General features: G+C 35.2%; 19 protein-coding genes. 16 read left to right on the top strand and 3 right to left on the bottom strand.

Going from position 1 to position 24,656, the window contains the following annotated elements; translation table 11 throughout:
• Positions 1-103: 103 nt before the first annotated feature.
• Complete coding sequence (locus J2S19_RS05765) at positions 104-970, bottom strand: LysR family transcriptional regulator (RefSeq protein ID WP_307338575.1); 867 nt, start codon at positions 968-970, stop codon at positions 104-106.
• A 388-nt stretch (positions 971-1,358) separates the two neighbouring features.
• Here J2S19_RS05765 and J2S19_RS05760 point away from each other — a divergent pair, with 388 nt between their 5' ends.
• From J2S19_RS05760 to J2S19_RS05745, 4 genes are all read left to right on the top strand, one after another.
• Positions 1,359-1,640, top strand: a complete 282-nt coding sequence (locus J2S19_RS05760) for a hypothetical protein (RefSeq protein ID WP_307338573.1) — start codon at positions 1,359-1,361, stop codon at positions 1,638-1,640.
• A 336-nt stretch (positions 1,641-1,976) separates the two neighbouring features.
• Positions 1,977-2,813, top strand: a complete 837-nt coding sequence (gene pdxK, locus J2S19_RS05755) for a pyridoxine/pyridoxal/pyridoxamine kinase (protein WP_307338570.1) — start codon at positions 1,977-1,979, stop codon at positions 2,811-2,813.
• Positions 2,814-3,004: 191 nt separating this feature from the next.
• Positions 3,005-5,479 carry a DEAD/DEAH box helicase gene (locus tag J2S19_RS05750; RefSeq protein ID WP_307338567.1) on the top strand — a complete coding sequence of 825 codons (2,475 nt, stop codon included), beginning with the start codon at positions 3,005-3,007 and terminating at the stop codon, positions 5,477-5,479.
• A 261-nt stretch (positions 5,480-5,740) separates the two neighbouring features.
• On the top strand, positions 5,741-7,153 hold the full coding sequence (locus tag J2S19_RS05745) for an MDR family MFS transporter (RefSeq protein WP_307338564.1): 1,413 nt from the start codon (positions 5,741-5,743) through the stop codon (positions 7,151-7,153).
• A gap of 194 nt (positions 7,154-7,347) precedes the next feature.
• Here the strand turns inward: J2S19_RS05745 and J2S19_RS05740 are convergent, their stop codons facing one another.
• Positions 7,348-7,725, bottom strand: coding sequence for a hypothetical protein (locus tag J2S19_RS05740; RefSeq protein WP_307338562.1), 378 nt, complete (start codon positions 7,723-7,725; stop codon positions 7,348-7,350).
• 364 nt (positions 7,726-8,089) lie between these two features.
• Here J2S19_RS05740 and nagA point away from each other — a divergent pair, with 364 nt between their 5' ends.
• The 4 genes from nagA to cobA all read left to right on the top strand — a co-directional run bounded on the left by nagA (position 8,090) and on the right by cobA (position 13,911).
• Positions 8,090-9,298: an N-acetylglucosamine-6-phosphate deacetylase gene (nagA, locus tag J2S19_RS05735; protein ID WP_307338560.1), complete on the top strand. Its 1,209-nt coding sequence runs from the start codon at positions 8,090-8,092 to the stop codon at positions 9,296-9,298.
• Between the two features lie 148 nt (positions 9,299-9,446).
• Positions 9,447-11,867 carry a nitrite reductase large subunit NirB gene (gene nirB / locus J2S19_RS05730; protein ID WP_307338558.1) on the top strand — a complete coding sequence of 807 codons (2,421 nt, stop codon included), beginning with the start codon at positions 9,447-9,449 and terminating at the stop codon, positions 11,865-11,867.
• A gap of 17 nt (positions 11,868-11,884) precedes the next feature.
• Positions 11,885-12,205: a nitrite reductase (NAD(P)H) small subunit gene (locus J2S19_RS05725; RefSeq protein WP_307338556.1), complete on the top strand. Its 321-nt coding sequence runs from the start codon at positions 11,885-11,887 to the stop codon at positions 12,203-12,205.
• A gap of 263 nt (positions 12,206-12,468) precedes the next feature.
• The gene (gene cobA / locus J2S19_RS05720; RefSeq protein ID WP_307338554.1) at positions 12,469-13,911 is read left to right on the top strand and encodes a uroporphyrinogen-III C-methyltransferase; all 1,443 of its coding nucleotides are present in this window, start codon (positions 12,469-12,471) and stop codon (positions 13,909-13,911) included.
• A 113-nt stretch (positions 13,912-14,024) separates the two neighbouring features.
• On the opposite strand, the gene J2S19_RS05715 is transcribed toward cobA, so the two are convergent.
• Positions 14,025-14,987: a GGDEF domain-containing protein gene (locus J2S19_RS05715; RefSeq protein WP_307338552.1), complete on the bottom strand. Its 963-nt coding sequence runs from the start codon at positions 14,985-14,987 to the stop codon at positions 14,025-14,027.
• Between the two features lie 536 nt (positions 14,988-15,523).
• Between J2S19_RS05715 and J2S19_RS05710 the strand changes: the two genes are divergently transcribed.
• The 8 genes from J2S19_RS05710 to narJ all read left to right on the top strand — a co-directional run bounded on the left by J2S19_RS05710 (position 15,524) and on the right by narJ (position 24,537).
• Positions 15,524-15,868 carry a nucleotide excision repair endonuclease gene (locus tag J2S19_RS05710; protein ID WP_307339145.1) on the top strand — a complete coding sequence of 115 codons (345 nt, stop codon included), beginning with the start codon at positions 15,524-15,526 and terminating at the stop codon, positions 15,866-15,868.
• A 191-nt stretch (positions 15,869-16,059) separates the two neighbouring features.
• Positions 16,060-17,562, top strand: coding sequence for a nitrate/nitrite transporter (locus J2S19_RS05705; protein ID WP_307338551.1), 1,503 nt, complete (start codon positions 16,060-16,062; stop codon positions 17,560-17,562).
• A gap of 132 nt (positions 17,563-17,694) precedes the next feature.
• Positions 17,695-18,117 (top strand): hemerythrin domain-containing protein, encoded by a 423-nt coding sequence (locus J2S19_RS05700; RefSeq protein ID WP_307338548.1) that lies wholly within the window; start codon positions 17,695-17,697, stop codon positions 18,115-18,117.
• A gap of 19 nt (positions 18,118-18,136) precedes the next feature.
• Entirely contained in the window at positions 18,137-18,472 is a 336-nt protein-coding gene (locus tag J2S19_RS05695; protein WP_307338545.1) for a hypothetical protein, read from the top strand.
• A 16-nt stretch (positions 18,473-18,488) separates the two neighbouring features.
• Positions 18,489-18,773: a hypothetical protein gene (locus J2S19_RS05690; protein ID WP_307338542.1), complete on the top strand. Its 285-nt coding sequence runs from the start codon at positions 18,489-18,491 to the stop codon at positions 18,771-18,773.
• Positions 18,763-22,446, top strand: a complete 3,684-nt coding sequence (locus tag J2S19_RS05685) for a nitrate reductase subunit alpha (protein ID WP_307338539.1) — start codon at positions 18,763-18,765, stop codon at positions 22,444-22,446. Before J2S19_RS05690 ends, J2S19_RS05685 begins: the two co-directional genes overlap by 11 nt.
• Entirely contained in the window at positions 22,436-23,938 is a 1,503-nt protein-coding gene (narH, locus tag J2S19_RS05680) for a nitrate reductase subunit beta (protein WP_307338536.1), read from the top strand. The genes J2S19_RS05685 and narH overlap by 11 nt, the downstream gene beginning before the upstream one ends.
• On the top strand, positions 23,935-24,537 hold the full coding sequence (gene narJ / locus J2S19_RS05675; protein WP_307338533.1) for a nitrate reductase molybdenum cofactor assembly chaperone: 603 nt from the start codon (positions 23,935-23,937) through the stop codon (positions 24,535-24,537). Before narH ends, narJ begins: the two co-directional genes overlap by 4 nt.
• Positions 24,538-24,656 lie beyond the last annotated feature (119 nt).

Below are 24,656 nucleotides of genomic sequence, written 5' to 3'. Positions count from 1 at the left end.
AGTCATACTTCCTATTTAACATTGTTCATCGTACTACGCGTTATGGTTATTCGTAAAATATATATTATTTATCTTCATTATTACTATTAGTTATAATGAACCCTTATAAAAAGAAATCAATAAAAGTTCTAGCCGCATAAGAAAGATATTTATTCTTTCTTGAAATAACTGCTAAATTCCATGGAATAACAGGCTTGATACTCAATACTTTTACATACTTGTTTTCAACACGGTTACATATTGATTCTGGTAAAATCGTCACACCTAAATTTGCGCCAACCATTTCTACCATAAAGTCCCATTGTGAACTCTTAAATAAGATTTTTGGTTCAAAACCTACTTCAATAAACTTTTTCCACATTATATCATGGAGAGCAAAGTCCTCATGGTAAAAAATAAATTCTTCATTTCGCAAATCTTTTAATTGAACTGATGATTGACTTGCCAAAGGATGTTCGTGATGTATTAATAATTTCATCTCATCTTCAACGATCGGATAGATATGAAAATCTTCTTCATTGACTGGCAATACAGCAACACCAAGTTCGAATTCTCCTTCTTCAACACTTTTCACAACTTTGGCAGCACCATATTCTGTAATCGTAATTGAGATGTTTGGATACTTTTTATGAAACTCCGCCATCACTGAAGGGAAATACAGACTTCCGATAATCGGTGGTAAACCTATGCGAATTGAGCCTCTTTTTAAACTTTTTAAATCGTTTAAAGTTGTTTCCATTTCTTCAATTTGAGAAAAAATCTTCTGGGCATATTGCATAACAATTCTCCCACCATCTGTTAAATCACTTGTCTTATTTGTCCGCAAGATTAATTTCATATCTAATTCATCTTCAAGACTTTTTAACATTTTACTTAAGGCTGGCTGTGAAATATGTAAAGATTCTGCTGCTTTTGTCAAACTTTTAAATTTTGCAACTTCTAAGAAATATGCTAACTGCCTTAAATCCATTTATACATCGCCTCTCTAGTGATAATACTAATATAATCCCAAACTATTAGTAGACTAGTCAATTAGCGGGTTGGAATTTTATTGATATCATTTTTGAACCTATACCATTTTTGGGGTCAACAAATCATTCAAGTGCCTGTGAAATTATAAATCAACTTAATTTAAATATGTAAGTAAACAACAATTACCTTGTGTTTGCTAAGTGAAAGTGAGAGGTGATACCATTCCTACTAAAATAAGAGTGGTAAGTAGGTTTTACGAGGAGATTTATTATGGCAAAGAGGAATCAACCAAAACCTTCAAAAATTAAAAATTAGGTGTTTTCTGATATTTATAGTACAATGAATAGATGGTATCATTTTACATCAAATACATTGGGGGTCTGTAAATGTTAACTCGAATTAAAAAAGTAAAGTTAGATACGGAAGGGAAAAATCCAAATTACCGTGTTGTTCTAGAATCTCCTGATGGAAAACAACTCTATATTCACTTTGATTATACAATTAAAACAAAGACATTTTGGCCACTAGAAGTTCATTTTGATGGTAAAAAGAAAGGTGCACGGTTAGCTTGGTATACAAGTGATATTGAAAAAATGACTGTCGCAAAATTCCTTGAACTAATTGCAAAACGTATCAATAAAAAATATGGCTTCGTATTGGAAAGCTAAACCATATATGTCGCTTCTTATGAGTTTTTTTACTCATCAAATAGATAATCGCAACAGTATTTAAAATAGTTATTAAAAACTCTAACTTCGGAAATATTCTGAGATAGAGTTTTTTGTTACAATAAATTGTCGAATTAGCACAAAAACCACAATAATACTCGTCATAGGATAGAAGTGGTATTCCCCAATTACACCATATTACAAATCCCGTCTACTAACTCGATTACATAATAAATCAAACTTGATATAGTGACAATATAAACAAAAAGCTGTATTATATGTAAATAATCTAGTAACCGCTATAATAGTAGTGTTAACAACAAGGAGGAAGCATAAATGACTATGAAAAAGGCTTTAACAATTGCAGGTTCCGATAGCAGCGGTGGTGCTGGTATTCAAGCAGATCTTAAAACATTTCAAGAGTTAGGCGTATATGGATTGAGCTCACTAACTGTTATCGCAACAATGGACCCTAAAAACAACTGGCATCATAATGTATTTCCCATTGCTATCGATGCACTCGAGGCTCAATTAGATACGGCTCTTTCTGTTGGAATAGATGCGGTAAAAACTGGTATGCTAGGTACTGTTGATATCATTGAAGTAGCTGCTAGACGAATAAAGGAATCGGGAATTAAAAATGTTGTTATAGACCCTGTTATGGTTTGTAAAGGCGAGGATGAAGTATTAAATCCTGATACAGCTGAGGCATTACGAGATGTTATTGTTCCAATTGCTACAGTAGTGACACCTAACTTATTTGAAGCTAGTCAACTCGCTAAAACAGCTCCTATTAAAACAATTGATGAAATGAAGGAAGCTGCTGTTAAAATAAATGAACTTGGTGCGAAATATGTTCTAATTAAAGGTGGAAGCAAATTACAACATAGTAAAGCAGTAGATTTATTATTTGATGGTCATGAATTTACATTGTATGAGAATGACAGAATTGATACGACCTATATACATGGTGCTGGTTGTACTTTCTCTGCAGCGATTACAGCCGAATTAGCTAAAGGTAAAAAAGTCATAGAGTCCATTGATGTTGCAAAAAGCTTTATCACGGAAGCTATTAGACACGGTTGGAAGCTTAACGAATATGTTGGCCCAACTATGCATGGAGCTTACCGTTTATACGGCGCTGGTAAGTTGGAATCGGAACAGTTCAATTAATTTCAGAAGAAAGCAAGCATTAAAGGAGCCTTATGGTTCCTTTTCTTTTTTCGCTAATAATGGTATGAATAGACTATTATCAAAGGAAACTAAACAAAAGCTAACCGTGATAAAGAAGATTCGTACATTCTTTAGCACATTATAACTTTATACTATAAAAAAATGATGACAAATTGATGAGGGATGTAATGATGGACGAACAACTAACCCTATTTTATGAAAAAGCTGTTCAACGAGCTAAAGAAATGGTTTATAAAGATATGTATCAATACTTTATCACAACGGAATCTCTTCCAACCTATCAACAATATATAACAGACAGGAAACATTACATAGAACAAATATGGCTTAACAGCTGGTTAAATTCGACAGTAAGTCATGTTTCCTACTCAGATAAGAAGCAATTTTTAATTAAGAAAGGCTATGAGGTCGAAGGTATTAGTAAGAAATTAATTAATCAAATGTTTCGTAATGAACTTAGGGAGTTAGAACCTTATGACTTATTTGAATGGCTTAGGACAAAATTCGCTCATCATCCAAATGAATGGAAGGAGAAATATAATGATGCCAAAGAAGCATATCATGCACAACAATTGTTAAATAAACAAAGAGAGGAACAACGTAATCTCAAGTTAGAATTTGAAAAACTACTAGATGATATCATCGATTTAAAATATGAAGAAATGTTTTTATATGCTCGTTTCCTTCTTGGAAGTCGTCTTGCAATTGATATAGACAGATATGGATACATATTAGAAGGAGAGAATCTAACACTAGAAACGTTCTTAGAAAATCAAATGATTTCATCTCGACATTATCATAAACAACAGAATTTATTCGAGAAATATGAAACCGAAGTGATTAATAATGTTTATGATTTTGCGCCAAATTTAATAAAAGAGAATATACCTGTTCAACTACAAAATAAATATCAACTTACTGATTCATTCATTAAACAAGGCTATTACAATGTATTCATAGAAATTGCTTTGTCAATTTTTGAAGAACTGCTTGACGAAATTATTTTCGACTTAATTAAGTTAATTGATATTCCATATCATTTCGACGAGCATCGGGAGATTTACCATAACGATATTATGAAGAGAGAACAAGTAGCGAGAGAGGAAAAAGAAGCACGGAAACGCCAGCACGAACTAGAAAATAAAATAATTGACGACATATTTGGAAGGGAGTATAACCCTCCACCTGGTCGAAATATGCGCTATATCTTACATGTAGGGGAGACAAATACAGGTAAAACATATCATGCGATTCAACAAATGAAAAAGGCTAGCAGCGGTATTTATTTTGCACCTTTACGGTTACTAGCGTTAGAAATTTATGAGACTTTAAATGAGGACGGCATTCCTTGTTCATTGAAAACAGGGGAAGAAGAGAAGCTTATTCAAGGTGCTTCACATTATTCATGTACTGTCGAAATGTTTCGTGAGAAGGATTATTATGATGTGATTGTCATTGATGAAGCTCAAATGTTAGCTGATAAGGACAGAGGCTTTTCATGGTATAAGGCGATAACCAAAGCAAACGCAAAAGAGGTCCATATCATTTGCAGTATTAATGCAAGAGATATGATTTTACAATTACTTGGGGATACCCAAGTATCCATACATGAATACGAAAGAGAAATCCCTTTAAAAGTTGAAACTCAAGCTTTTAACATGAATCATATTAGAAAAGGTGATGCTCTCGTTTGCTTTTCTCGAAAAAAGGTGCTGGAAATCGCGTCTGAGATACAACGTAATGGCCGGAAAGTAAGTATGATTTATGGTAGCATGCCTCCAGAAACAAGAAAAAAGCAAATGCAGCAATTTATAAATGGAGAAACAAATATTATTGTTTCAACTGATGCAATTGGTATGGGGCTAAATCTACCGATCCAAAGAATCGTTTTTTTAGAAAATGATAAATTCGACGGAACTAGAAGAAGATTTCTTACATCTCAAGAGGTGAAACAAATAGCTGGGCGTGCCGGTCGAAAGGGGATATATAACGTAGGGAAGGTTGCGTTTACAAATCATCTAAAACATATGGCAAAATTATTACAACAAGAGGATGAACCGTTACACGGTTTTGCAATTGCACCGACACCAACTGTCCTTGAGAAGTTCCAAAAATATTCACATAAACTTGGGTATTTCTTTTATTTATGGGACAAATTCCGGAGCCCAAAAGGTACGAAAAAGGCATCATTATCAGAAGAAATGCTGTTATATGAAATGGTGGAGGATACAATTATTGAAGCCAAGCTGTCTGTTTCAGATTTATATCACTTTTTACATCTACCTTTTTCATCAAATGAATCTTCATTACGAGAACAGTGGCGTCAAAAACTTGAGTCAATAGTAAATGGTGATGAACTTCCTGAGCCTCGTATTAAAGAATCTGGGCTTGAAGATTTAGAACTTTCATACAAGTCAATAGGTCTCCATTTACTATTTTTATATAAGTTGGACAAGAAAACAGAAGCTATTTATTGGGAGCGACTTCGCGAAGATATAAGTGATAAAATTCATAACTTGTTAAAAGCAGGAGTAAATATTAAAAAGAAAAGCTGTAAAGTTTGCGGAAGACATCTTCCTAAAACTTTCCGTCATCAACTATGTGATAATTGTCATTTCACTCGCAACAGTTTAAACAAACAGTGATAAAAAACATGCCAAATCATAACATCATCAAATAATTGTAGTAGCAAAAATATGACATTTTAGGTGGTCAGTTTTTTTGACACTCAAGTTCGATCGTCCCAACTATTTTAAGGTTAATGAAGCATCACAGAATTGAAGTTTTCTCCAAGACTTTTCACTTTTCACAATGTAATGATTCATATATAATTAATCGTTATGTAATGTGAGTTAATACCCACTAACATCAAGAGATTTTGAATAAGTGAAGAAGTGAGGGGAAATATGGAAACGAAAATAAACAAATCAACAATAGTAGCTCTGTTGCTCGCAGGATCTTTTATTGCCATTTTAAATCAAACATTAATGATTACTGCGATACCACCGATAATGGAAGAAATGAATGTTACGGCAAATAGTGCCCAATGGCTAACAACTGTTTTCATGTGTGTGAATGGAATTATGATCCCTATTAGTGCCTTTTTGTTAGAGCGATTTACAACGAGGCAGCTATTTATTTCAGCAATGAGTATTTTTGCTTTTGGAACTTTAATAGCAGGCATTTCACCAAATTTTGAAATTTTATTACTAGGACGTGTGATTCAATCTAGTGGTGCCGGAGTCATGCTTCCGCTCATGACAACAGTATTTCTCATGATTTTCCCTAAGGAAAAAAGGGGTTCAGCAATGGGGTTAGTCGGGTTAGTTATCTCATTCGCACCTGCAATTGGGCCGGCCTTTTCAGGATGGATTACCTCGCATTACTCATGGAGACAATTATTTTATATTATTCTCCCTATAGCAATTATAGATATCATTATCGCATTTTTTGCATTAAAAAATGTAACAGAGATAACAAAGCCAAAAGTGGATGTAATATCAATCATTTTGTCATCATTCGGTTTCGGTGGTCTTTTATACGGATTTACGAGTGCTGGTAACCTAGGATGGACAGATATAATTACAATTATAAGTTTAAGTGTAGGTGTTCTTTCTTTACTACTATTTATTACAAGGCAATTAAAACTAGAGCATCCAATGTTAGAATTCCGCGTATTTAAATATTCTCTTTTTCCGTTTGCAGTCATTATAGGAGCGATTGCATTTATGGGTTTAATCGGTGTTGAAACGCTGATTCCTTTATTTATGCAAGATATGAGAGAGTTCACGGCATTTGAAGCAGGTCTCGCTTTACTACCTGGTGCGTTTATTAGTGGAATTATGGCTCCAATCGTTGGTCGTGTTTTTGATAAGATTGGTGCTAGATGGCTCGTGATTACCGGCTTGGCTATTTTGACGATTTCGTCATTTCTATTTACGAGTTTGAATCTTGAAACAACATTCACTTATATTACAGTTCTATACAGCATCAGAATGTTTGGTCTATCTATGGTAATGATGCCTGTTCAGACAGCTGCACTTAATCAATTACCAACAAGATTAATTCCACACGGTGCGGCAATGGATAATACAATGAGAATGATTGCAGCATCTGTTGGTACTGCCATACTCGTTACTGTTATGACAACTAGTATGAAGATTGCTGAGCAAAAATCAACGATAGCGCACCCTGACATCCATGGTGCAAATACCGCCTTCATTGTTGTAGCAATGTTAACGATGATTGGGTTGGTACTCTCGTTCTTTGTCAAGGATAAACAATCAGGAATGAAAAAGAATTTTAAACAAAGTGCGTAAAAATTAACCGCTAAGTTTATCTAAAATTTTAAAACAAATTTAATTATCTTCCATCGTCAATGTTGTTTTTACACAATGTTGACGATAGGTTCAATCAACTACAAAAGTGTTGGATATTCCCTATCGTCGAACCGGATACTTCCAGTTCCGAAAGTTCCATATGAAAGAAATATGCCACCTATTTATGTTCCCAATTATCCTATTTTCTCTACTATTTTTTCGAACCACTTTTTATTATCTGTAAATCCTGTCGTAAAACTCCAATTAATGAGTAAATAGATTTTTTCGTTAGATAAAGTTAGGATTAGTGGTTCTCCTTTTGAAAAATAACCTAGCCGATTATCCCCATTGACTGTTAGCCTTTTAAAAGTTTCGTCAAATTCACATTTAATTTCCTGAATATCATCTAAATGAATAGCTTTCCAATTTCCTAGATTAATTATTTCATCTGTTAATTCGATATCACCACGATAATTAAACCTAAATTTTGGATGTATCATTCCAGCAACTTTATCTGATAGGGAAGAACTATGTAACATCTTCTCAGTAGTACCGATATAGTTAGCAATCATTGTATACACTCCTAACATACAATTATTATTGAACTAATAGAGCATTATGTTTTATAACATACATCCCGCAGGAGTCTCGTAATCAGCTCTAATCAACCTTTACATAATTTGAATATAAAAAACCCAAATATAACAATGTTCGTGTTTAACTAGTTGTTTTTGTTATGTCTCAGCCTCTGTTTTACTACATCTTATTTTAACATTTTTTACTTTTATTTACATTAATTCATTTTCAATTTTTAATACTTTATTGATGCACCTTATCAAAGATAAAAGAACAGGGGACAATATGTCTAATTTTCGGTTACACTTATAGAAAAGCACGCTTTTACGGCATAAAAATATATAAATGGGAGAAAAACATATGGAGAATCACCAGAAGCCAACGCTAATCCATAATATTACTGTTTATGCAGAGGACAAAGTTATTAAAAACGGATTTATAAAAATCGTCGATGGAAAAATTGTCGATTACGGTAAAAAAGGAGAAATTTCAAGTTTTGATGACTATCGCGTCCTTTCCACAACTGAAGGTTCAATCATTATTCCTGGATTTATAGATTTACATATTCACGGTGCTAATGGTTCAGATACGATGGATGGTACAATGGATGCTATAGAAAATATCGCTCTTACTTTACCTCGTGAAGGAACAACGAGTTTTCTTGCAACAACGATTACGCAAAGCACCACAAACATTGAAAAATCACTGATGAATGTCGGAAAGTTCATTTCAGCGCAAGCTTATAGTAGGCAACCACAAGCTGAAGTAATTGGGGTTCACTTGGAGGGACCTTTTATCCATCATCAAATGGCTGGTGCACAACCAAAACGTTACATACAAATACCAAAATATCATCTTTTTAATAAATGGCAAGACCTTGCAAATTCTACAATTAAACAAGTGACACTTGCACCAGAAATCGAAGGTGGGATTGAGCTTATTCGGAACTTGCGTTCTAAAGGGGTCATCCCCTCAATTGGCCACTCCAAAGCAACTTATGAAGAAGTAATGGAAGCAATCAATGCTGGCACAACTCAAGTTACACATTTATTTAACCAGATGAGTTCCTTGCATCACCGAGAACCTGGAGTAGTCGGGGCAGCTTTATTACATAATCAATTATTTGCGGAAATCATTGTAGATGGTGTTCATGTATCGAAAGAAATCATTCAATTAGCCTATCAAATAAAGACATCCAAACGTTTAATCCTAATTACAGATTCAATACGTGCAAAATATTTAAAAGAAGGATATTACGATTTAGGCGGACAGTCCGTTACTGTCAAAAATGGTTTGGCAGAACTTGAAAATGGAACACTTGCAGGCAGTATTTTAAAAATGATTGATGCTGTTAACAATATGATTTCATTTACCGGCTGTTCAATTGAAGAAGTAATAGAAATGACTGCAAAAAACCCTGCACAGCAATTGGATATTTACGATAGAAAAGGGAGCATCGCAATTGGGAAGGATGCCGATTTAGTTATCTTAAATAATAAGAATGATCTTATTTATACTATTTGTAAAGGGCAGATAGCATACAAAAATCCTAGTTATACAAACGATTAAAAATTAATTTAAATTTTAAAGATGTGATGTTCATCACATCTTTTTAAAATGCTCTCCATTACAATTAAGCTATCAATAAAGTCTAGAGAAGTATTTGACAACTAATTTGACAAACTTGTGAAATATTGAACTTAATGGAGGCATTGAGATGGCAAAAAAATTGGTCATGATTGGCAATGGTATGGCAGGAATCCGTACAATTGAAGAAATCTTAAAAATAAATCGAAACTTATATGAAATCACTATTTTTGGTAAAGAACCACATCCAAATTATAATCGTATTCAGCTTTCAACTGTGTTACAAGGTGATACAACTATCAACGATATTATTTTAAATGATTTAGCATGGTATGAAGAAAACGGAATTCAGCTCTATACCGGTGAAGAAGTTATCCAAATAAATCCCGAAAGAAAAGTCGTCATTTCAGACATTGGTCGTGAAACCCCATATGATGAGTTAATTTTAGCCACCGGGTCTGTACCATTTATTTTACCTATACCTGGTGCTGATAAACATGGAGTTACAGGATTCCGTGATATTCAAGACTGTGAAACAATGATTGAAACATCTAAGAAATATAAAAAGGCAGTCGTTATCGGTGGTGGTCTGCTTGGATTAGAGGCAGCTAGAGGTCTATTAAATTTAGGGATGGAGGTTGATGTTGTACATCTACTAGAACATTTAATGGAAAAGCAATTAGATGAAACAGCTTCAAAAATGCTAGAGAAAGAGCTAGCCGCACAGGGTATGAATTTCTTAATGAAAACAGAAACAGCGGAAATCATTGGTAGTGAAAGAGTTGAAGGTATCCGCTTTAAAGATGGCAGCGAAACGAAAGCTGATTTAGTCGTCATGGCTGTTGGGATTGTACCTAATGTAAGACTTGCAAAAGATGGTGGCTTATATGTAAATCGCGGGATCGTTGTTGATGATTACATGCAAACATCCATTCCAGGTGTTTATGCTGTTGGTGAGTGTGCAGAACATAGAGAAATCACGTACGGTTTAGTTGCACCTCTTTATGAACAAGGTAAAGTTTTGGCAGAACATATTTGTGGGATACCTACTAAACGATATGAAGGTTCCGTTACTGGTACACAATTAAAGGTTTCTGATGTTGATCTGTATTCAGCCGGAGAAATCTTTGAGGACAATACAACAAAAGCTGTTAAAGTTCATAATGAATTTGATGGTATCTACAAGAAAGTATTAATTCGCGATAATCGAATTGTAGGTATTGTGCTTTATGGTAACACAAGTGATAGTTCTAGATTATACAGAATGATGATTAAGCAAGAAGATATTCAAAGTATGACAAATTTTGCGTTTTTGCAGGCAGAGGGCGGAAATGCGGAAAATAATGATGTAGCTTCTATGCCAGATGACGAACTTGTATGCGGTTGTAATGGAGTAACTAAAGGTACAATTGTTGAGGCAATTAAAACCCAAGGTCTTACGTCTGTTGCAGAAGTAGGCGGGTGTACGAATGCTGGTCGCTCTTGCGGACGTTGCAAACCACTCATCTCAAATATTCTTGAATATACGTTAGGTGATGAATTTGATAAAACAGCTCCAAAAGAAACTCTTTGTACTTGTACAACGTTGAGCCGGGATGAAGTCGTTGCAGAAATCCGTGAAAAAGGATTAACAAATGTAAAAGAAGTCATGAATGTATTAGGTTGGAAACAAGAGGAAGGCTGTACAAAATGTCGCCCTGCCCTAAATTATTATTTAGGGATGATTTATCCAGAATATAAGGATGATAGAGACTCTCGACTTGTCAACGAAAAAATGCATGCCAATATCCAAAAGGACGGCACATATACTGTCGTTCCAAGAATGTACGGCGGTGTCACAAATGCAGAAGACTTGAAAAAAATCGCTGAAGTTGCAGAGAAATACAATGTACCGCTCTTAAAACTAACAGGTGGACAACGAATTGCATTAATGGGTATAAAGAAAGATGAGCTTCCGGACATTTGGGAAGAATTAGGGATGCCTTCAGGATACGCATACGGAAAAACGCTCCGGACAGTGAAAACATGTGTTGGCGCAAAATTTTGCCGCTACGGTACACAAGATTCTATGGGCTTAGGAATTGAGCTTGAAAAACGGTTTGAACGACTTGATACACCACATAAAGTGAAAATGGGAGTTTCTGCCTGTCCTAGAAACTGTGCTGAATCAGGAATTAAAGATGTTGGTATCGTAGGTATAGATGGTGGCTGGGAAATATACGTTGGCGGTAACGGTGGCACTGACTTAAAAGCTGCAGACCTACTAACAACTGTAAAAACCGAAGAAGAAGTCTATACTCTTGTCGGGGCTTACTTACAATACTATCGCGAAACTGCTGCATATCTTGAACGGACTTCAAAGTGGCTAGAACGAGTTGGTTTAGAACACGTAAAAGAAGTACTATCAGATAAATCTTTTGTAAAAGATTTAAATGAACGGATTAACAAAACATTAGAACGCTATTCAGAGCCGTGGAAAGATGCAATTGAAGATAAAGAAATACGTGATCGTTATTATACTACTCGTAAGGTTACACTTCCAATTCAGTAAAAAGAGGAGAGTTAGTTATGACTACAATGAAAACGAAGATAAAAGTTGCTACCTACTCCGAACTTCCTACAGGAATCGGACAGTTAGCACTCGTTGAAGATGAAGAGATCGTACTATTCAAACTAACAAATGGAGATGTCAGAGCAATTGAAAATAAAAGTCCTCATCCAAAGGGCGGGACACTTACTGATGGACTAATCAGTGGGAACTTCGTATATTGTCCAGTATACGATATCAAAATATCACTCATAGACGGGAACGTGCAAGCCCCTGATAAAGGATTAGTAAAAGTGTATCAAGTATTTATAGAAGGTAATGATATTTATCTTGAGTTATAATATAATTAATGTCTAACGCAGTACATCTAAGGGAGCTAAGAAATTGCTCCCTTCTTTTATTAATCTTGGCTTTTTTCTATAAGATTGTGGCTATTTGCACTAACCTTTTTTAAGGGTTTGTTGGAGCGGAGACAAACCCCTAAACGACAACCGAGTTAAAAGCAACAATGTTTACGAAAACAGCCTTAATCTATAATACAAGAGCTAGCCTTAGCTTCTATAAAAACAGACATCATAATCACGAATGGTTAGGAGTAACAAAAATGAATGTTGGTAAAGTCTATTTAGTTGGTGCTGGACCAGGTGACCAAGCGTTAATTACAGTAAAAGGAAAAACAGCAATAAAAAATGCTGAAGTAATTCTATATGACCGATTAGTAAATCCAAAATTATTGGAATTTGCCTCAGATGAATGTGAACTTGTATATTGCGGTAAGTTACCAGATCGTCATATATTAAGGCAAGAAGCAATTAACGAATTACTAATCCAATACGCAAAGCAAGGAAAAATCGTTGTCCGATTAAAGGGTGGTGACCCTAGTGTATTCGGTCGCGTTGGAGAAGAAGCAAGTGAGTTAGCATTAGCTCAAATTCCTTTCGAAATTATACCCGGAATCACTTCAGGTATTGCCGCATCACTTTATGCTGGAATACCTGTTACACATAGAGAATATGGAGAATCTTTTGCAGTAGTAACAGCACATGATAAATCACTTTCAGGTAAGCCATCCATTGATTGGCAAGCGCTAGTTAATGGAATCGCAACTATTGCCTTTTACATGGGAGTTGCCAATTTACCGTACATTTGTGAAAATTTAATCAAGTTTGGAAAACCAGCTGATACACCAGTAATCTTAATCCAATGGGGAACGCTGTCCAGGCAAAAAACATTACAAGGAACGCTTTCTACAATAGCAGAGCTTGCTGAGCGAGAAAAGTTTCGAAACCCAGCTATCACTTTAGTAGGTAATATAGTTTCCCTTAGAGATAAAATGAATTGGTTCGAACAAAAACCATTATTCGGAAGACAAATCATTGTTTGTAAGAAAAAGAACGATAATCATAACTTAGCTACACAATTAACGGAACTTGGTGCTGATGTTGTTGAATTACCTAAATGGATTAAAAGTTCGAAAATGACTGGGGATAAGAGAAGGATACTAGAAAAAATTAGTCAATTCAATTCACTAATTTTCACTTCAGTAGACAGTGCTATTCAATTTTTTGAAGATATGAAAACAGAAGAAATTGACTTTCGTTCAATTCAAGGAAGTATTTACGGTTATAACAATGAGATTGTCCAGATTATTAAAAACCATGGATTATCCGCAAGCATCATAGACAATAAAACGATTGATAATCGGTCTGTATTGGAAATAGGGGCACTACCCTTAGAGGCACTTAATAGTGTAGCCTCGAAATTTTTTAAGTCTCACGAAGAAAATATAGATAGTCGATTTTACTCTATTCATAGTCGCATGTTGGAAGAGGCTACGTATGATACAATTATTTTCCAAGATAAACAATCATTAGCTACACTTAAAAATTATTTTCAATCATTAGGTAAAGATTTTACCGAATACGTAACCGATAAAAAAATAATCTGTATTGGCAGTGACACATTTAAAAAAGCGAATGACCTTCAATACAATAGTGTAGAACTACCTAAAGATTATTCTTTATCTAGCTTACTAAAGGAACTTTAACATATATTTACTTATAATCTTTCTAAAAAAGCGGGTGACTCAACAGTACGAAACTCATTAACACTTTATCTGTGTTAATTTACTTCGGATTGTTAGGAGTCACCTTAACTTTTCTATTCACTTAATAACTGATAGCTCAGTGCTGTAAAATTATCTATATAACAGCTACTGACCGTCTTCTTACAGCGTTTTTTTATTTCGGTCGCATGGGCAACTATCTCTTCTACACTACTATAATTGTAGAAATGATTGCTTATTACAGCTATCGAAAGTGAAACAAGGGGTAACTTTTCAAGGCTGCCTGCTCTATTTTCAGACATAATATAACCTTGAGATAGATGTTTCTCCGTGTAAAACCCTCTTTTACAATCATCAAAATCCTTTATGATTTGTTCACATATCTCTCTATATCGATGGTGATATATAATAGCTAAAAAATCATCTCCTCCGATATGTCCGATAAAATCATTGATATACCTTTTTAAAATAGATGCCGTTTGCTGAATTATTTCATCACCTCTTGAAAATCCATAAATATCGTTATAAGATTTAAAATTGTCTATATCGATGTAGAGGACAGTAAACTCCTTATGGTTTAATGCTTCTTGCATTTTTTCATTAATTATATGATTACCGGGAAGACCTGTTAAAGGATTAAGATAAGAAGCTATTTGTGATTGAATGTTAGCTAGTGTAATTAATAATGTTCGAATGCTGACAACTCCAAATAATTTATCTTCTTTTGTTACGATAATATAATCGTAGAGCTGTTCCTCACTACGTTTCATCGCCTTTTCACTGACGTCAATTATTGAACTATAATAATCAACACAAAGTATGTTCCTATTCATTAATAGTTTGACTGTTCTGCCCATATACAAATTATATCCGTACAAAGAACCTAGCTTTTGATAGAAGTTCGTTCTGGTAATTAAAGCTATAGGTATCTCTCGTTCCGTCACAACAATTCCTTGATGACTTGAATTCTCACAAAATAGCTTATCCACCACTTGATTTGTTGTGGTGGTCGTAACTTTAGGGACTATCTCAGTAATCTCTCCAATGAATCGGTTCATCTCATGCTCCTTGGAATTAGTCATATAGATTAAATTATTAGACCGTTTTCATAATATTTGTAGGTTCTTACTAGTTGTCATTACCTATAGTTGATTTACGATTTCTCTTATATGTATCTACCTGAGTCTAATGTTTTAAACAATTGTGTATCATGTGATAGGCTGTCCTACAAAATGCCAGCAATTGTCTCAAATAATCTAAGGAATCCTTGCCCTTTCATAAACTTTAACATCACCTCTGCTATAAGTGATATAATAATGTATTAAACAATGACAGTTTTCATAAAAGTATGTTGGTTATATAAATTAAACTTGTAATAAACAATAAATGATTCAAACACAAAGACAAATTTTACCTTTAATATTAACTGTTGTTTGTTAAGCAAGTGTTAAGGAATTGTAAATTTTCATATTGTTCATCGTTATGTTTATTAATTTCTGCCAATACTATATGAGAGCATTCATAGTTATCATAAAGATTTCTAAAAAAAAGAGGACGTGACAACTTGATAAAAATTGAAATACCTAAACCAGATATGACGATATTCAAAAGAAAACAAGATTTGACTAATAATGAACCAATTATTAAGCCGATTGAAGGATTTATTGATTTACATAAAATACCTCGAGATAAAGGGGGATTAATCTTATTCTTTGATGCAAATAACGATCTGCTTTACATTGGAAAAGCTAGAAAATTAAGACAACGTGTTAAGAAACATTTAGAGGATAATGTATCTCCTCTAAAGAATCATCGAAATGAGATTTTTAAAATTGATGTATGTATTGTAGAAGATCCAATGGAGCGGGAAATATATGAAACATATATAATCAATAAGCTTCAATCTAGATACAATGTTGATAAGGTTTTTTATACATAATTTGCTATTAAAATACACCTAATGCACTTTTTTGCTAAGACGTCACAGTGACGTCTTTTTTATATGGAGCTTAAATAAATATTAAATCTGTTATGTATAATGTATTTTTAAAAATAATGTTTGAAAATTGTAATGCTTCACAAACTAATGTCAGTCATATTAGACGAATCATTAGTGAAGGGAGCATTACATTGAATACTAAATTACAATTACCTCTACAAACAGGAAGTCTTATTATAGGCTTTATGGTGTGGGTCCTTATTTCATCTCTCATACCTAATATTAAAGAGGATATTCACCTTTCAAGTAATGAAGTAGCAATCGTAACGGCTGTACCAGTCATATTAGGGTCTTTATTAAGAATTCTCCTTGGATTTTGGACAAATCGTTTTGGTGCAAGGTTACTGTTTTTTGTTAGCTTTTTAGTCCTACTTTTTCCAGTCTTTTATTTAAGTATAGCCGATTCGCTCACAGATTTAATTATTGGTGGGTTAATTTTAGGACTAGGAGGAGCAGTTTTCTCAATTGGTGTAACTTCATTACCAAAATATTATCCGAAGGAAAAGCATGGATTTGTAAATGGGATATATGGTGCAGGTAATATTGGTACAGCGATTACCTCATTTTCTGCACCAATTCTTGCAAATACAATAGGCTGGGAAAATACGGTACGACTATTTTTAATTCCACTACTTTTATTTGCTTTATTAAATTTTATTTTTGGAGATCGGAAAGAACCTAAAGTTAACAACTCAATGATTGGTCAATTTAAGAGTGTATATACGAATGAAAAACTTTGGTTTTTAAGTTTATTTTACTTCGTGACATTCGGTTCTTTCGTAGCATTCACTGTTTACCTCCCGAATTTTTTAGTATCAAATTTTGGCCTAACGTCTGTTGATGCAGGAATGAGAACGGCAGGATTTATTTCGCTGGCAACATTTTTAAGACCTGTTGGTGGTTGGTTAGGAGATAAATTTAATCCATTTCTTATCTTGTTTTTAGTATTTAATGGACTTACTTTTTCAGGAGTGTTGTTATCTTTTACACCTAACATAACGTTGTATACAATCGGTTGCTTAACCGTCGCATTCTGTGCAGGGATAGGAAACGGAGCGGTCTTTAAATTTGTACCTTATTATTTCTCTAAACAGGCAGGAATTTCAAACGGTATTGTTTCAGCTATGGGAGGGCTAGGAGGATTTTTTCCACCAATCGTCCTCTCAATTGTCTTTAACATTACAGGACACTATGCAATTGGTTTTATGTCGTTAGCAATGTTTGCACTAGCAAGTTCAATTATTGTCGTATGGATGTATTACATGGAAAGGTTAAGTCTTGAAACGAAAATAATCCAAAGTGTAGCCCAAGGGATGATGGTTACAAATAAAAACGGAACAATTGAAAAGGTGAATGAAGCCTTTACAAGAGTGACTGGCTATACTTCTGAAGAAGTTGTAGGTAAAAAACCAAGTATTCTTCGATCAGGTAAACACGACAAAAGCTTTTATGACAAGATGTGGGAATCTATTCATCATAAAGGCTATTGGCAAGGTGAAATATGGAATAAACGAAAAAATAATGAACTAATTAAAGAATGGCTAACTATTAATGAAGTTAAGGACGAAGCAGGTGAAGTAAGATACTATCTAGGATTATTTAGTGATATGAATGAAGGAACCTCAAGGAGCTAAACTGAGCTCCTTTTTTCTTTTGGCCCTTTTCACTAAAAAAAATGTTTATTATGAGGCTAGTTGGAAAGGATGTTTAAAAAGATGAATTCAACTATAAACAAATCTTGCTATTACTAGAAAGGATGATTATTAATGTCAGGACCTAGTTTAAAAAAACAAGATGCTCATTCATTGATACATGAAGCTGCACTTAATGAAGCAAAAGAGCTAAGGGAGATTTATCGAAAATGCATAGAAGATGGGGATAATGAGAAAGCTCTTCATGTCGCAGAAATAATCATTGAGCATTGGGAATCACGAACATTACAGCATGCTGAAGCAGAAGAAACAGGGTTATATAAAGAGATGATGAAGGAAAACCCCGCACTTGAAGAAATTGTTCACCAGCTTACCCGGGATCATGACTTAATGAGGAAGATTGTCGATAATATGAAAGCTAGATTACAAATAAAGGAAGCAGATTTAAAAATGATATCACTTTTAGATAGCTTAATCATTATCGATGAGATACATAATGAAGATGAAATGAATAAACTACTATCTAATAGCGCATGATACGGAGGGAAATAAAGGAATGGATGGTAATACTGTGAATAAAGTAGATCCACAGGTAGGGGAAGAGAGACTTCTTCGATTTGCAGCACCAGCTTTATATAAAAAAATGGTTGAAGTGTTTTCAAAGAAAAATATCCACCCGTACGATATTTATGCAACAGCTAAAGACAGAGTTGATGGGTTAACTTTAACTATCTCTCTTTCACAATCGTTATCTGCTAAACCAATTTCTGCTGATTTCTCTTTTGACCAAGCGAATAATCCAGACGAGCGTGTAGAAACGTTCTTTCAAGAAACAGTTGAAACATGCAAACAGCAACTAATATCAGAATATTTTAAGATGATTAAATTGTAGTAAGGAGTTGTAAAGATTGTTTTCTTTAGAAAATGATACGATGCTTATTAATGATAGAGAAGATTTAATAGCAGTATTGCGGATGAGATTTGGAGCAATTTCTGGAGACATAATTGAAAAAATATATGCGATCGATGATTTCAGTACATTACAACGACTTATCCTTGCCGCAGCAAATGCAAACAGTTGGCATACCTTTCTTAGTGAACTTGATGCTGGGGACAACTCCTTTCGAATAGTTGGCGATACATTTAATCCACTTGGAAATTTGAAAGGATGTGACAATCATAATGAGTCCTAAAAAGAACTCTTTACTAGACTCTTTTAAGCATTTAGTTCGCGGTGAGCGAATAAATGAAGGATGGACAGAAGAGAGCCCTCGGTCCCGTGATTGGGAATCTATATATAAAAACCGCTGGGCCTATGATAAAATCGTCCGCTCAACTCATGGAGTCAATTGTACGGGGTCATGCAGTTGGAAAATTCATGTAAAAGACGGAATTATTGCTTATGAAACCCAACAAACAGATTATCCGTCAACTGGAGATGATTTTCCTGATTACGAGCCTCGTGGCTGTCCAAGGGGAGCAAGTTTCTCATGGTACACATATAGTCCAACACGTGTCAAATACCCATATATAAGAGGCGACCTCTATGCAATATGGAAGGAAGAGCTCGAACATGCGAGTGACCCGGTAAAAGCATGGGAAAATATCGTAACTGACCCTAAAAAACGTCAGCAATACGTTGAAGCTCGTGGTAAAGGTGGATTTGTTCGTGGTACATGGAAAGATATTTGCCAAATGATTGCTGCATCAACTATTTATACTATTAAAAAATATGGACCAGATAGAATTGTAGGTTTTAGCCCAATTCCAGCTATGTCAATGGTCAGTTACTCAGGTGGAACACGTTTTCTATCGCTTATTGGAGGAACAATATTAAGTTTTTATGATTGGTATGCAGACTTACCTCCTGCTTCACCGCAAGTTTGGGGAGATCAAACGGACGTTCCTGAAAGTGGAGATTGGTATAATACGAAATATTTTATCATTTGGGGTACAAACATTCCTCAAACAAGAACACCTGATGCTCACTTTATGGTTGAATCGCGTTATAACGGTACGAAAGTAGTTGGAGTTAGTCCTGATTATGCTGAATATGAAAAATTTGCTGATATTTGGCTACCAGCAAAAGCAGGAACTGACGGTGCGCTAGCAATGGCGATGACACACGTTATTTTAAAAGAGTTTTACGTAGATAAAGAAACTCCATATTTTATGGATTACGTTAAACAATATACAGACTTGCCTTATCTTGTCACACTAAAAAAGAACGGAAATGCTTATCGTTCAGATGTCTTTCTGCGTGCTTCAGATATAAATAAAAATCAGGAACTATCGGAATGGAAAACAGTCGTCTGGGATGAGAATTCAAAGGACTTTGCGATCCCTAATGGAAGCATCGGACATCGATGGGATAGTGGAAGTAATTGGAATTTAGATTTAAAAGATGAAGATGGTAACGATATAAACCCGCTTCTTAGCTTTTTAACCACGAAAGATGAAGAGGTATTAGTAGAATTCCCTTATTTCGCCAAAAAAGAAGGGGACACAATTCAACGTGGTGTTCCAATTAAGAAAATTAAAGATAAAAATGGTGAAGAGGTAATCATAACAACCGTTTATGACTTAATGCTTGCCCACACAGGAATCAGTCGAGGCTTGAAGGGTGATTATCCTAAAGATTATAACGATAGTGAGAATCCATATACTCCAGCCTGGCAGGAAAGCATTACTGGTGTTAATAAATCACATGTTATACAAGTCGCAAGAGAATTTGCTGAGAACGCTGCACTAACAAAAGGAAAATCAATGATTGCTATGGGAGGTGGAACAAACCATTGGTATCATAGTGATCAAATCTATCGCGCTATTTTAAACCTTGTTTTGTTAACAGGCTCTCAAGGAGTTAATGGAGGCGGTTGGGCCCATTATGTCGGGCAAGAAAAAGTTCGCCCACTAGAAGGCTTTTCACAAATAGCCTTTGCCAATGATTGGGTAAAAGCACCACGTTTTATGAACGGCACATCTTTTTTCTACTTTGCAACAGAACAATTCCGTTATGAATACGATTTTGATGATATTCAAACAGAATGGGGCAGTCAATATACAAAAATGCACCCTGCAGATTTTAATGCATTATCAGCTCGTTTAGGATGGTTACCTAGTTTTCCACAACTCACGCAAAATTCCCTAGATGTAGTTCGTGATGCTCGTGACCGTCACAAAGACGATGACCAAGCAGTAATCGATGATATTGCCCAACAGATTAAAGATGGAAAGCTAGAATACGCAATTGAAAATCCAAATGACCCTAAAAACTTCCCACGTATCTTTTTCAATTGGCGTTCAAATTTACTAGGTGATAGCGGGAAAGGTCATGAATATTTTGTGAAGCATTTGATTGGTTCAAAAGATACTGTTCTCTCAGACGTTGAGCAGTCCTGGCAGCCTAAAGACGTAAACATTTCTGAAAAGCCGCCAGAAGGAAAAGTTGATTTATTCGTAAGTATGGATTTTCGAATGACAAGTTCAGGTCTTTTTTCTGATATTATACTCCCTGCTGCAACTTGGTATGAAAAACATGATATCAGCACGACAGATTTGCATCCGTTTATTCATCCATTTAATGCAGCAATAAGCCCTCCATGGGAAACGAGAAGTGATTGGGCAGCATTTCGTCAAATTGCTAAGGAATTTTCTGAACTTGCTAAAGAGCACTTGCCAGTTACAGAGGATTTAGTAATGTCACCGTTAGCACACGATACTGTTAATGAGATTGCACAGCCATACGGTAAGGTGAAAGATTGGCGTAAAGAAGAAACGGATGCTATACCTGGGAAAACGATGGCCAACTTTAATTTTGTAAAACGCGATTATCCTAATGTATACGACATGTGGATAACAGTTGGTCCAAATATTAAGAATGGTTACGGCACAAAGGGTGTTCGTATCCCAGGAGATAAAGTGTATCAATCATTGCTGGATCGTCTAGGACCTTCTACATATGAAGGAATCGGGAAAGGGTATCCTTCCCTTTATACAGATAAACAAGCAATTAATGCAATATTACTTATGTCTGGTGCTACGAATGGGAAACGTGCAGTTGAAGGTTGGAAATCATTAGAGAAAAAGACCGGAAAGAAACTTGGGCATATTTCAGAAGGCCGTGAAGATGAGGATTTCACACTCGATGCTTTAACAATTCAACCTCGTCAAACAATTTCGACACCAGTATGGAGCGGATTAGAAAACGATAATCGCCGTTATTCACCTTTCACAGTAAATAAAGAGTACCATATCCCATGGCATACATTAACTGGGCGTCAAAGCTTTTATCTAGATCATGAAGTTATGCTTGATTACGGGGAAGGCCTCCCACTTTATTTGCCTCCTATTAACAAAGGGCCATTTATTAAAGGGGAAAAAGAAATCGAGAATTCAGGAAAATATATTACGCTCCGTTATATGACTCCACACCAAAAGTGGGGCATTCATACAATGTTTACAGATACAAATCAGATGGTCCAGTTATTTAGAGGGTGGCAAGTAATCTGGATGAATGAAGAAGACGCAGCTGAAATCGGAATCAAGGATAATGATTGGATTGAAGTATATAATCGGAATGGTGCAGTTGCGGCAAGGGCTGTTGTAACATACCGCATGCCTAGAGGAGCAATTTATATGCATCATGCTCAAGACCGTGTTATGGGTGTACCTGCTAACACGATTAACAAGAATCGGGGTGGGACGCATAATAGTGTTACGAGAATCTATCCAAAGGCTACCCACATGATTGGTGGTTATTCACAACTCAGTTATGGATTTAATTATTATGGACCAACTGGCAGTCAAAGAGATACATTAGCGATTGTCCGACCATTAAAGGAGGTCGATTGGCTTGAGAATTAAAGCTCAAGTGGCGATGGTTATGCATTTAGATAAATGCATCGGCTGTCACACTTGTTCAGTAACATGTAAAAATGTTTGGACAAACCGCCCTGGAATGGAGTATGTCTGGTATAACAATGTTGAAACGAGACCAGGACCGGGTTACCCAAAGGAATGGGAGAATACAGACCGATATAAAGGTGGTTGGACTCTGCGGAATGGCAGGCTTCATTTAAAAGCAGGCGGCCCTGTCTCAAAATTAGCAAATATCTTTTATAATCCAAACATGGCAGAATTAGATGACTTTTATGAACCATGGACATATGATTTTCAACAACTTCATAATAGTCCAAAGCAGGATGATATCCCTGTCGCAAGACCAAAATCAATGATTAGTGGAAAGTACATTGATAAACCAGAATGGGGCTCTAACTGGGATGATGATTTAGCAGGCGGTAGTGAAGTCGTTCCAATGGATCCAAATGTTCAAAAATTACAGGAACATATCGCAATGGAATATGAAAAAACATTTATGATGTATCTACCGAGAATTTGTGAACATTGCTTAAATCCTTCATGTGTCGCATCCTGTCCTTCAGGTGCCTTATATAAGCGTGACGAAGACGGAATTGTCCTAGTTGATCAAGATGCATGCCGTGGCTGGCGCTTTTGTACGAACGGATGTCCTTATCACAAGGTTTACTATAACTGGAATACACATAAAGCTGAAAAGTGTAATTTTTGTTACCCAAGAACAGAAGCAGGTCTTCCGACAGTATGTTCTGAAACTTGTGTTGGGAGAATCCGTTACATAGGTGTCGTATTATACGATGCTGACCGAGTGAAGGAAGCTGCATCTGTTGAAGATCCAAAGGATTTATACGAGTCTCAATTATCAGTCTTTTTAGACCCATTTGATCCGGAGGTCATTGCAAAAGCGGAGGAACAAGGTATTAACTATAGTTGGATTGAAAGTGCTCAGCAGTCGCCGATTTATAAAATGGCGATAAAGTGGAAAATTGCTTTACCACTTCACCCTGAATATCGTACTTTACCAATGGTGTGGTATGTACCACCATTAAGTCCAATAATGAATCATATAACAAATGAAGATAAATTAAGTGCTGATGGCTATATACCTGCTGTTGATGATATGAGAATTCCAATGGAATATTTAGCTTCCCTTCTTTCTGCAGATGATACAAGTGTGATTCGCAGAGTTCTTTTAAAGATGGCTGCAATGAGAGTTCATATGCGTTCAAAAACAGTAGGTGGCGTGGATGAAGTGAAAAAAAGCAAGCTACTAAAAGAGGCTAACACAACTGTTGATGAATTAGAGGATATGGCCCGATTATTAGGTGTTGCAAAATATAACGAACGGTTCGTCATACCAACTGGTAGAAGAGAAATGGATGATGACCTGCACTATAGGCAAGGGGCTTGTAGTATAGAAGATTTAGCACCTCCAGAGGGCATGATGACGTATCCGTATGAAAGAAGTGAAGGTCAATGACAAATGAAGAAAAAGTAATTTTAGTAATTATGTCTAGAGTCTTAGATTATCCTGAGACGAGTGCTTACGATGAATACTCATCGATAAAAGACTTAGTAAAAGAGCACTTTCCTTTAGAAAAGAATCGTAAAGAAATTTTTGAAAGATTAAATCCTTTATATAAATTGTCAATATTGGAATTGCAGAAACTTTATGTCGAAACTTTTGACTATAAAGAGAAAACGGGCCTCTATTTAACTGCACATGAACTAGGTGATAGCAGAAAACGTGGAGCGGCTTTAATCAAATTGCAAAAGATGGTTTGTGAAGCTGGCTTTGAGCATGGAAGTAAAGAATTAGTAGATTATATTCCGCTTCTTCTAGAGCTATTAGCCTATGCACCAAGTAATGAAAATTTTATCAGATTGAAACAACGTTTATCATTTGCCATTCACCGTATATCTGAAGGTTTATCGAAAAATAACCCTTATCATCAAGTCCTTGAATTATCGAAGATTTATATTTTCGAGGCACCAGAAGAAGAAGAATTAATTCAATTGGAAAATCAACGTGAAAAAGCTGATTTAGATGAACTACCATATCCGATAACATACCAATAGAACCTGTTAATAATTACCTGTTTTCAACATTTAAATGAGAGACTCAAAACCAAAGTATCAGGCACACTTACACATAATAAAGTTAAAAAATGTGTATTTAATTTATATCTGTGGTTGCT

The organism is Metabacillus malikii (assembly GCF_030813355.1).
GTDB classification, from domain to species: domain Bacteria; phylum Bacillota; class Bacilli; order Bacillales; family Bacillaceae; genus Metabacillus; species Metabacillus malikii.
This window is presented reverse-complemented; position numbering and strand designations above follow the sequence as displayed.

Coding starts and splice junctions, on each gene's coding strand:
- J2S19_RS05715 (WP_307338552.1), bottom strand. CDS start 14,987: ATGAACCGATTCATTGGAGAGATTACTGAGATAGTCCCTAAAGTTACG.
- nagA (WP_307338560.1), top strand. CDS start 8,090: ATGGAGAATCACCAGAAGCCAACGCTAATCCATAATATTACTGTTTAT.
- J2S19_RS05740 (WP_307338562.1), bottom strand. CDS start 7,725: ATGATTGCTAACTATATCGGTACTACTGAGAAGATGTTACATAGTTCT.
- J2S19_RS05750 (WP_307338567.1), top strand. CDS start 3,005: ATGGACGAACAACTAACCCTATTTTATGAAAAAGCTGTTCAACGAGCT.
- J2S19_RS05710 (WP_307339145.1), top strand. CDS start 15,524: ATGACGATATTCAAAAGAAAACAAGATTTGACTAATAATGAACCAATT.
- J2S19_RS05700 (WP_307338548.1), top strand. CDS start 17,695: ATGTCAGGACCTAGTTTAAAAAAACAAGATGCTCATTCATTGATACAT.
- nirB (WP_307338558.1), top strand. CDS start 9,447: ATGGCAAAAAAATTGGTCATGATTGGCAATGGTATGGCAGGAATCCGT.
- cobA (WP_307338554.1), top strand. CDS start 12,469: ATGAATGTTGGTAAAGTCTATTTAGTTGGTGCTGGACCAGGTGACCAA.
- J2S19_RS05685 (WP_307338539.1), top strand. CDS start 18,763: ATGAGTCCTAAAAAGAACTCTTTACTAGACTCTTTTAAGCATTTAGTT.
- J2S19_RS05725 (WP_307338556.1), top strand. CDS start 11,885: ATGACTACAATGAAAACGAAGATAAAAGTTGCTACCTACTCCGAACTT.
- narJ (WP_307338533.1), top strand. CDS start 23,935: ATGACAAATGAAGAAAAAGTAATTTTAGTAATTATGTCTAGAGTCTTA.
- J2S19_RS05765 (WP_307338575.1), bottom strand. CDS start 970: ATGGATTTAAGGCAGTTAGCATATTTCTTAGAAGTTGCAAAATTTAAA.
- J2S19_RS05745 (WP_307338564.1), top strand. CDS start 5,741: ATGGAAACGAAAATAAACAAATCAACAATAGTAGCTCTGTTGCTCGCA.
- J2S19_RS05695 (WP_307338545.1), top strand. CDS start 18,137: ATGGATGGTAATACTGTGAATAAAGTAGATCCACAGGTAGGGGAAGAG.
- J2S19_RS05760 (WP_307338573.1), top strand. CDS start 1,359: ATGTTAACTCGAATTAAAAAAGTAAAGTTAGATACGGAAGGGAAAAAT.
- pdxK (WP_307338570.1), top strand. CDS start 1,977: ATGACTATGAAAAAGGCTTTAACAATTGCAGGTTCCGATAGCAGCGGT.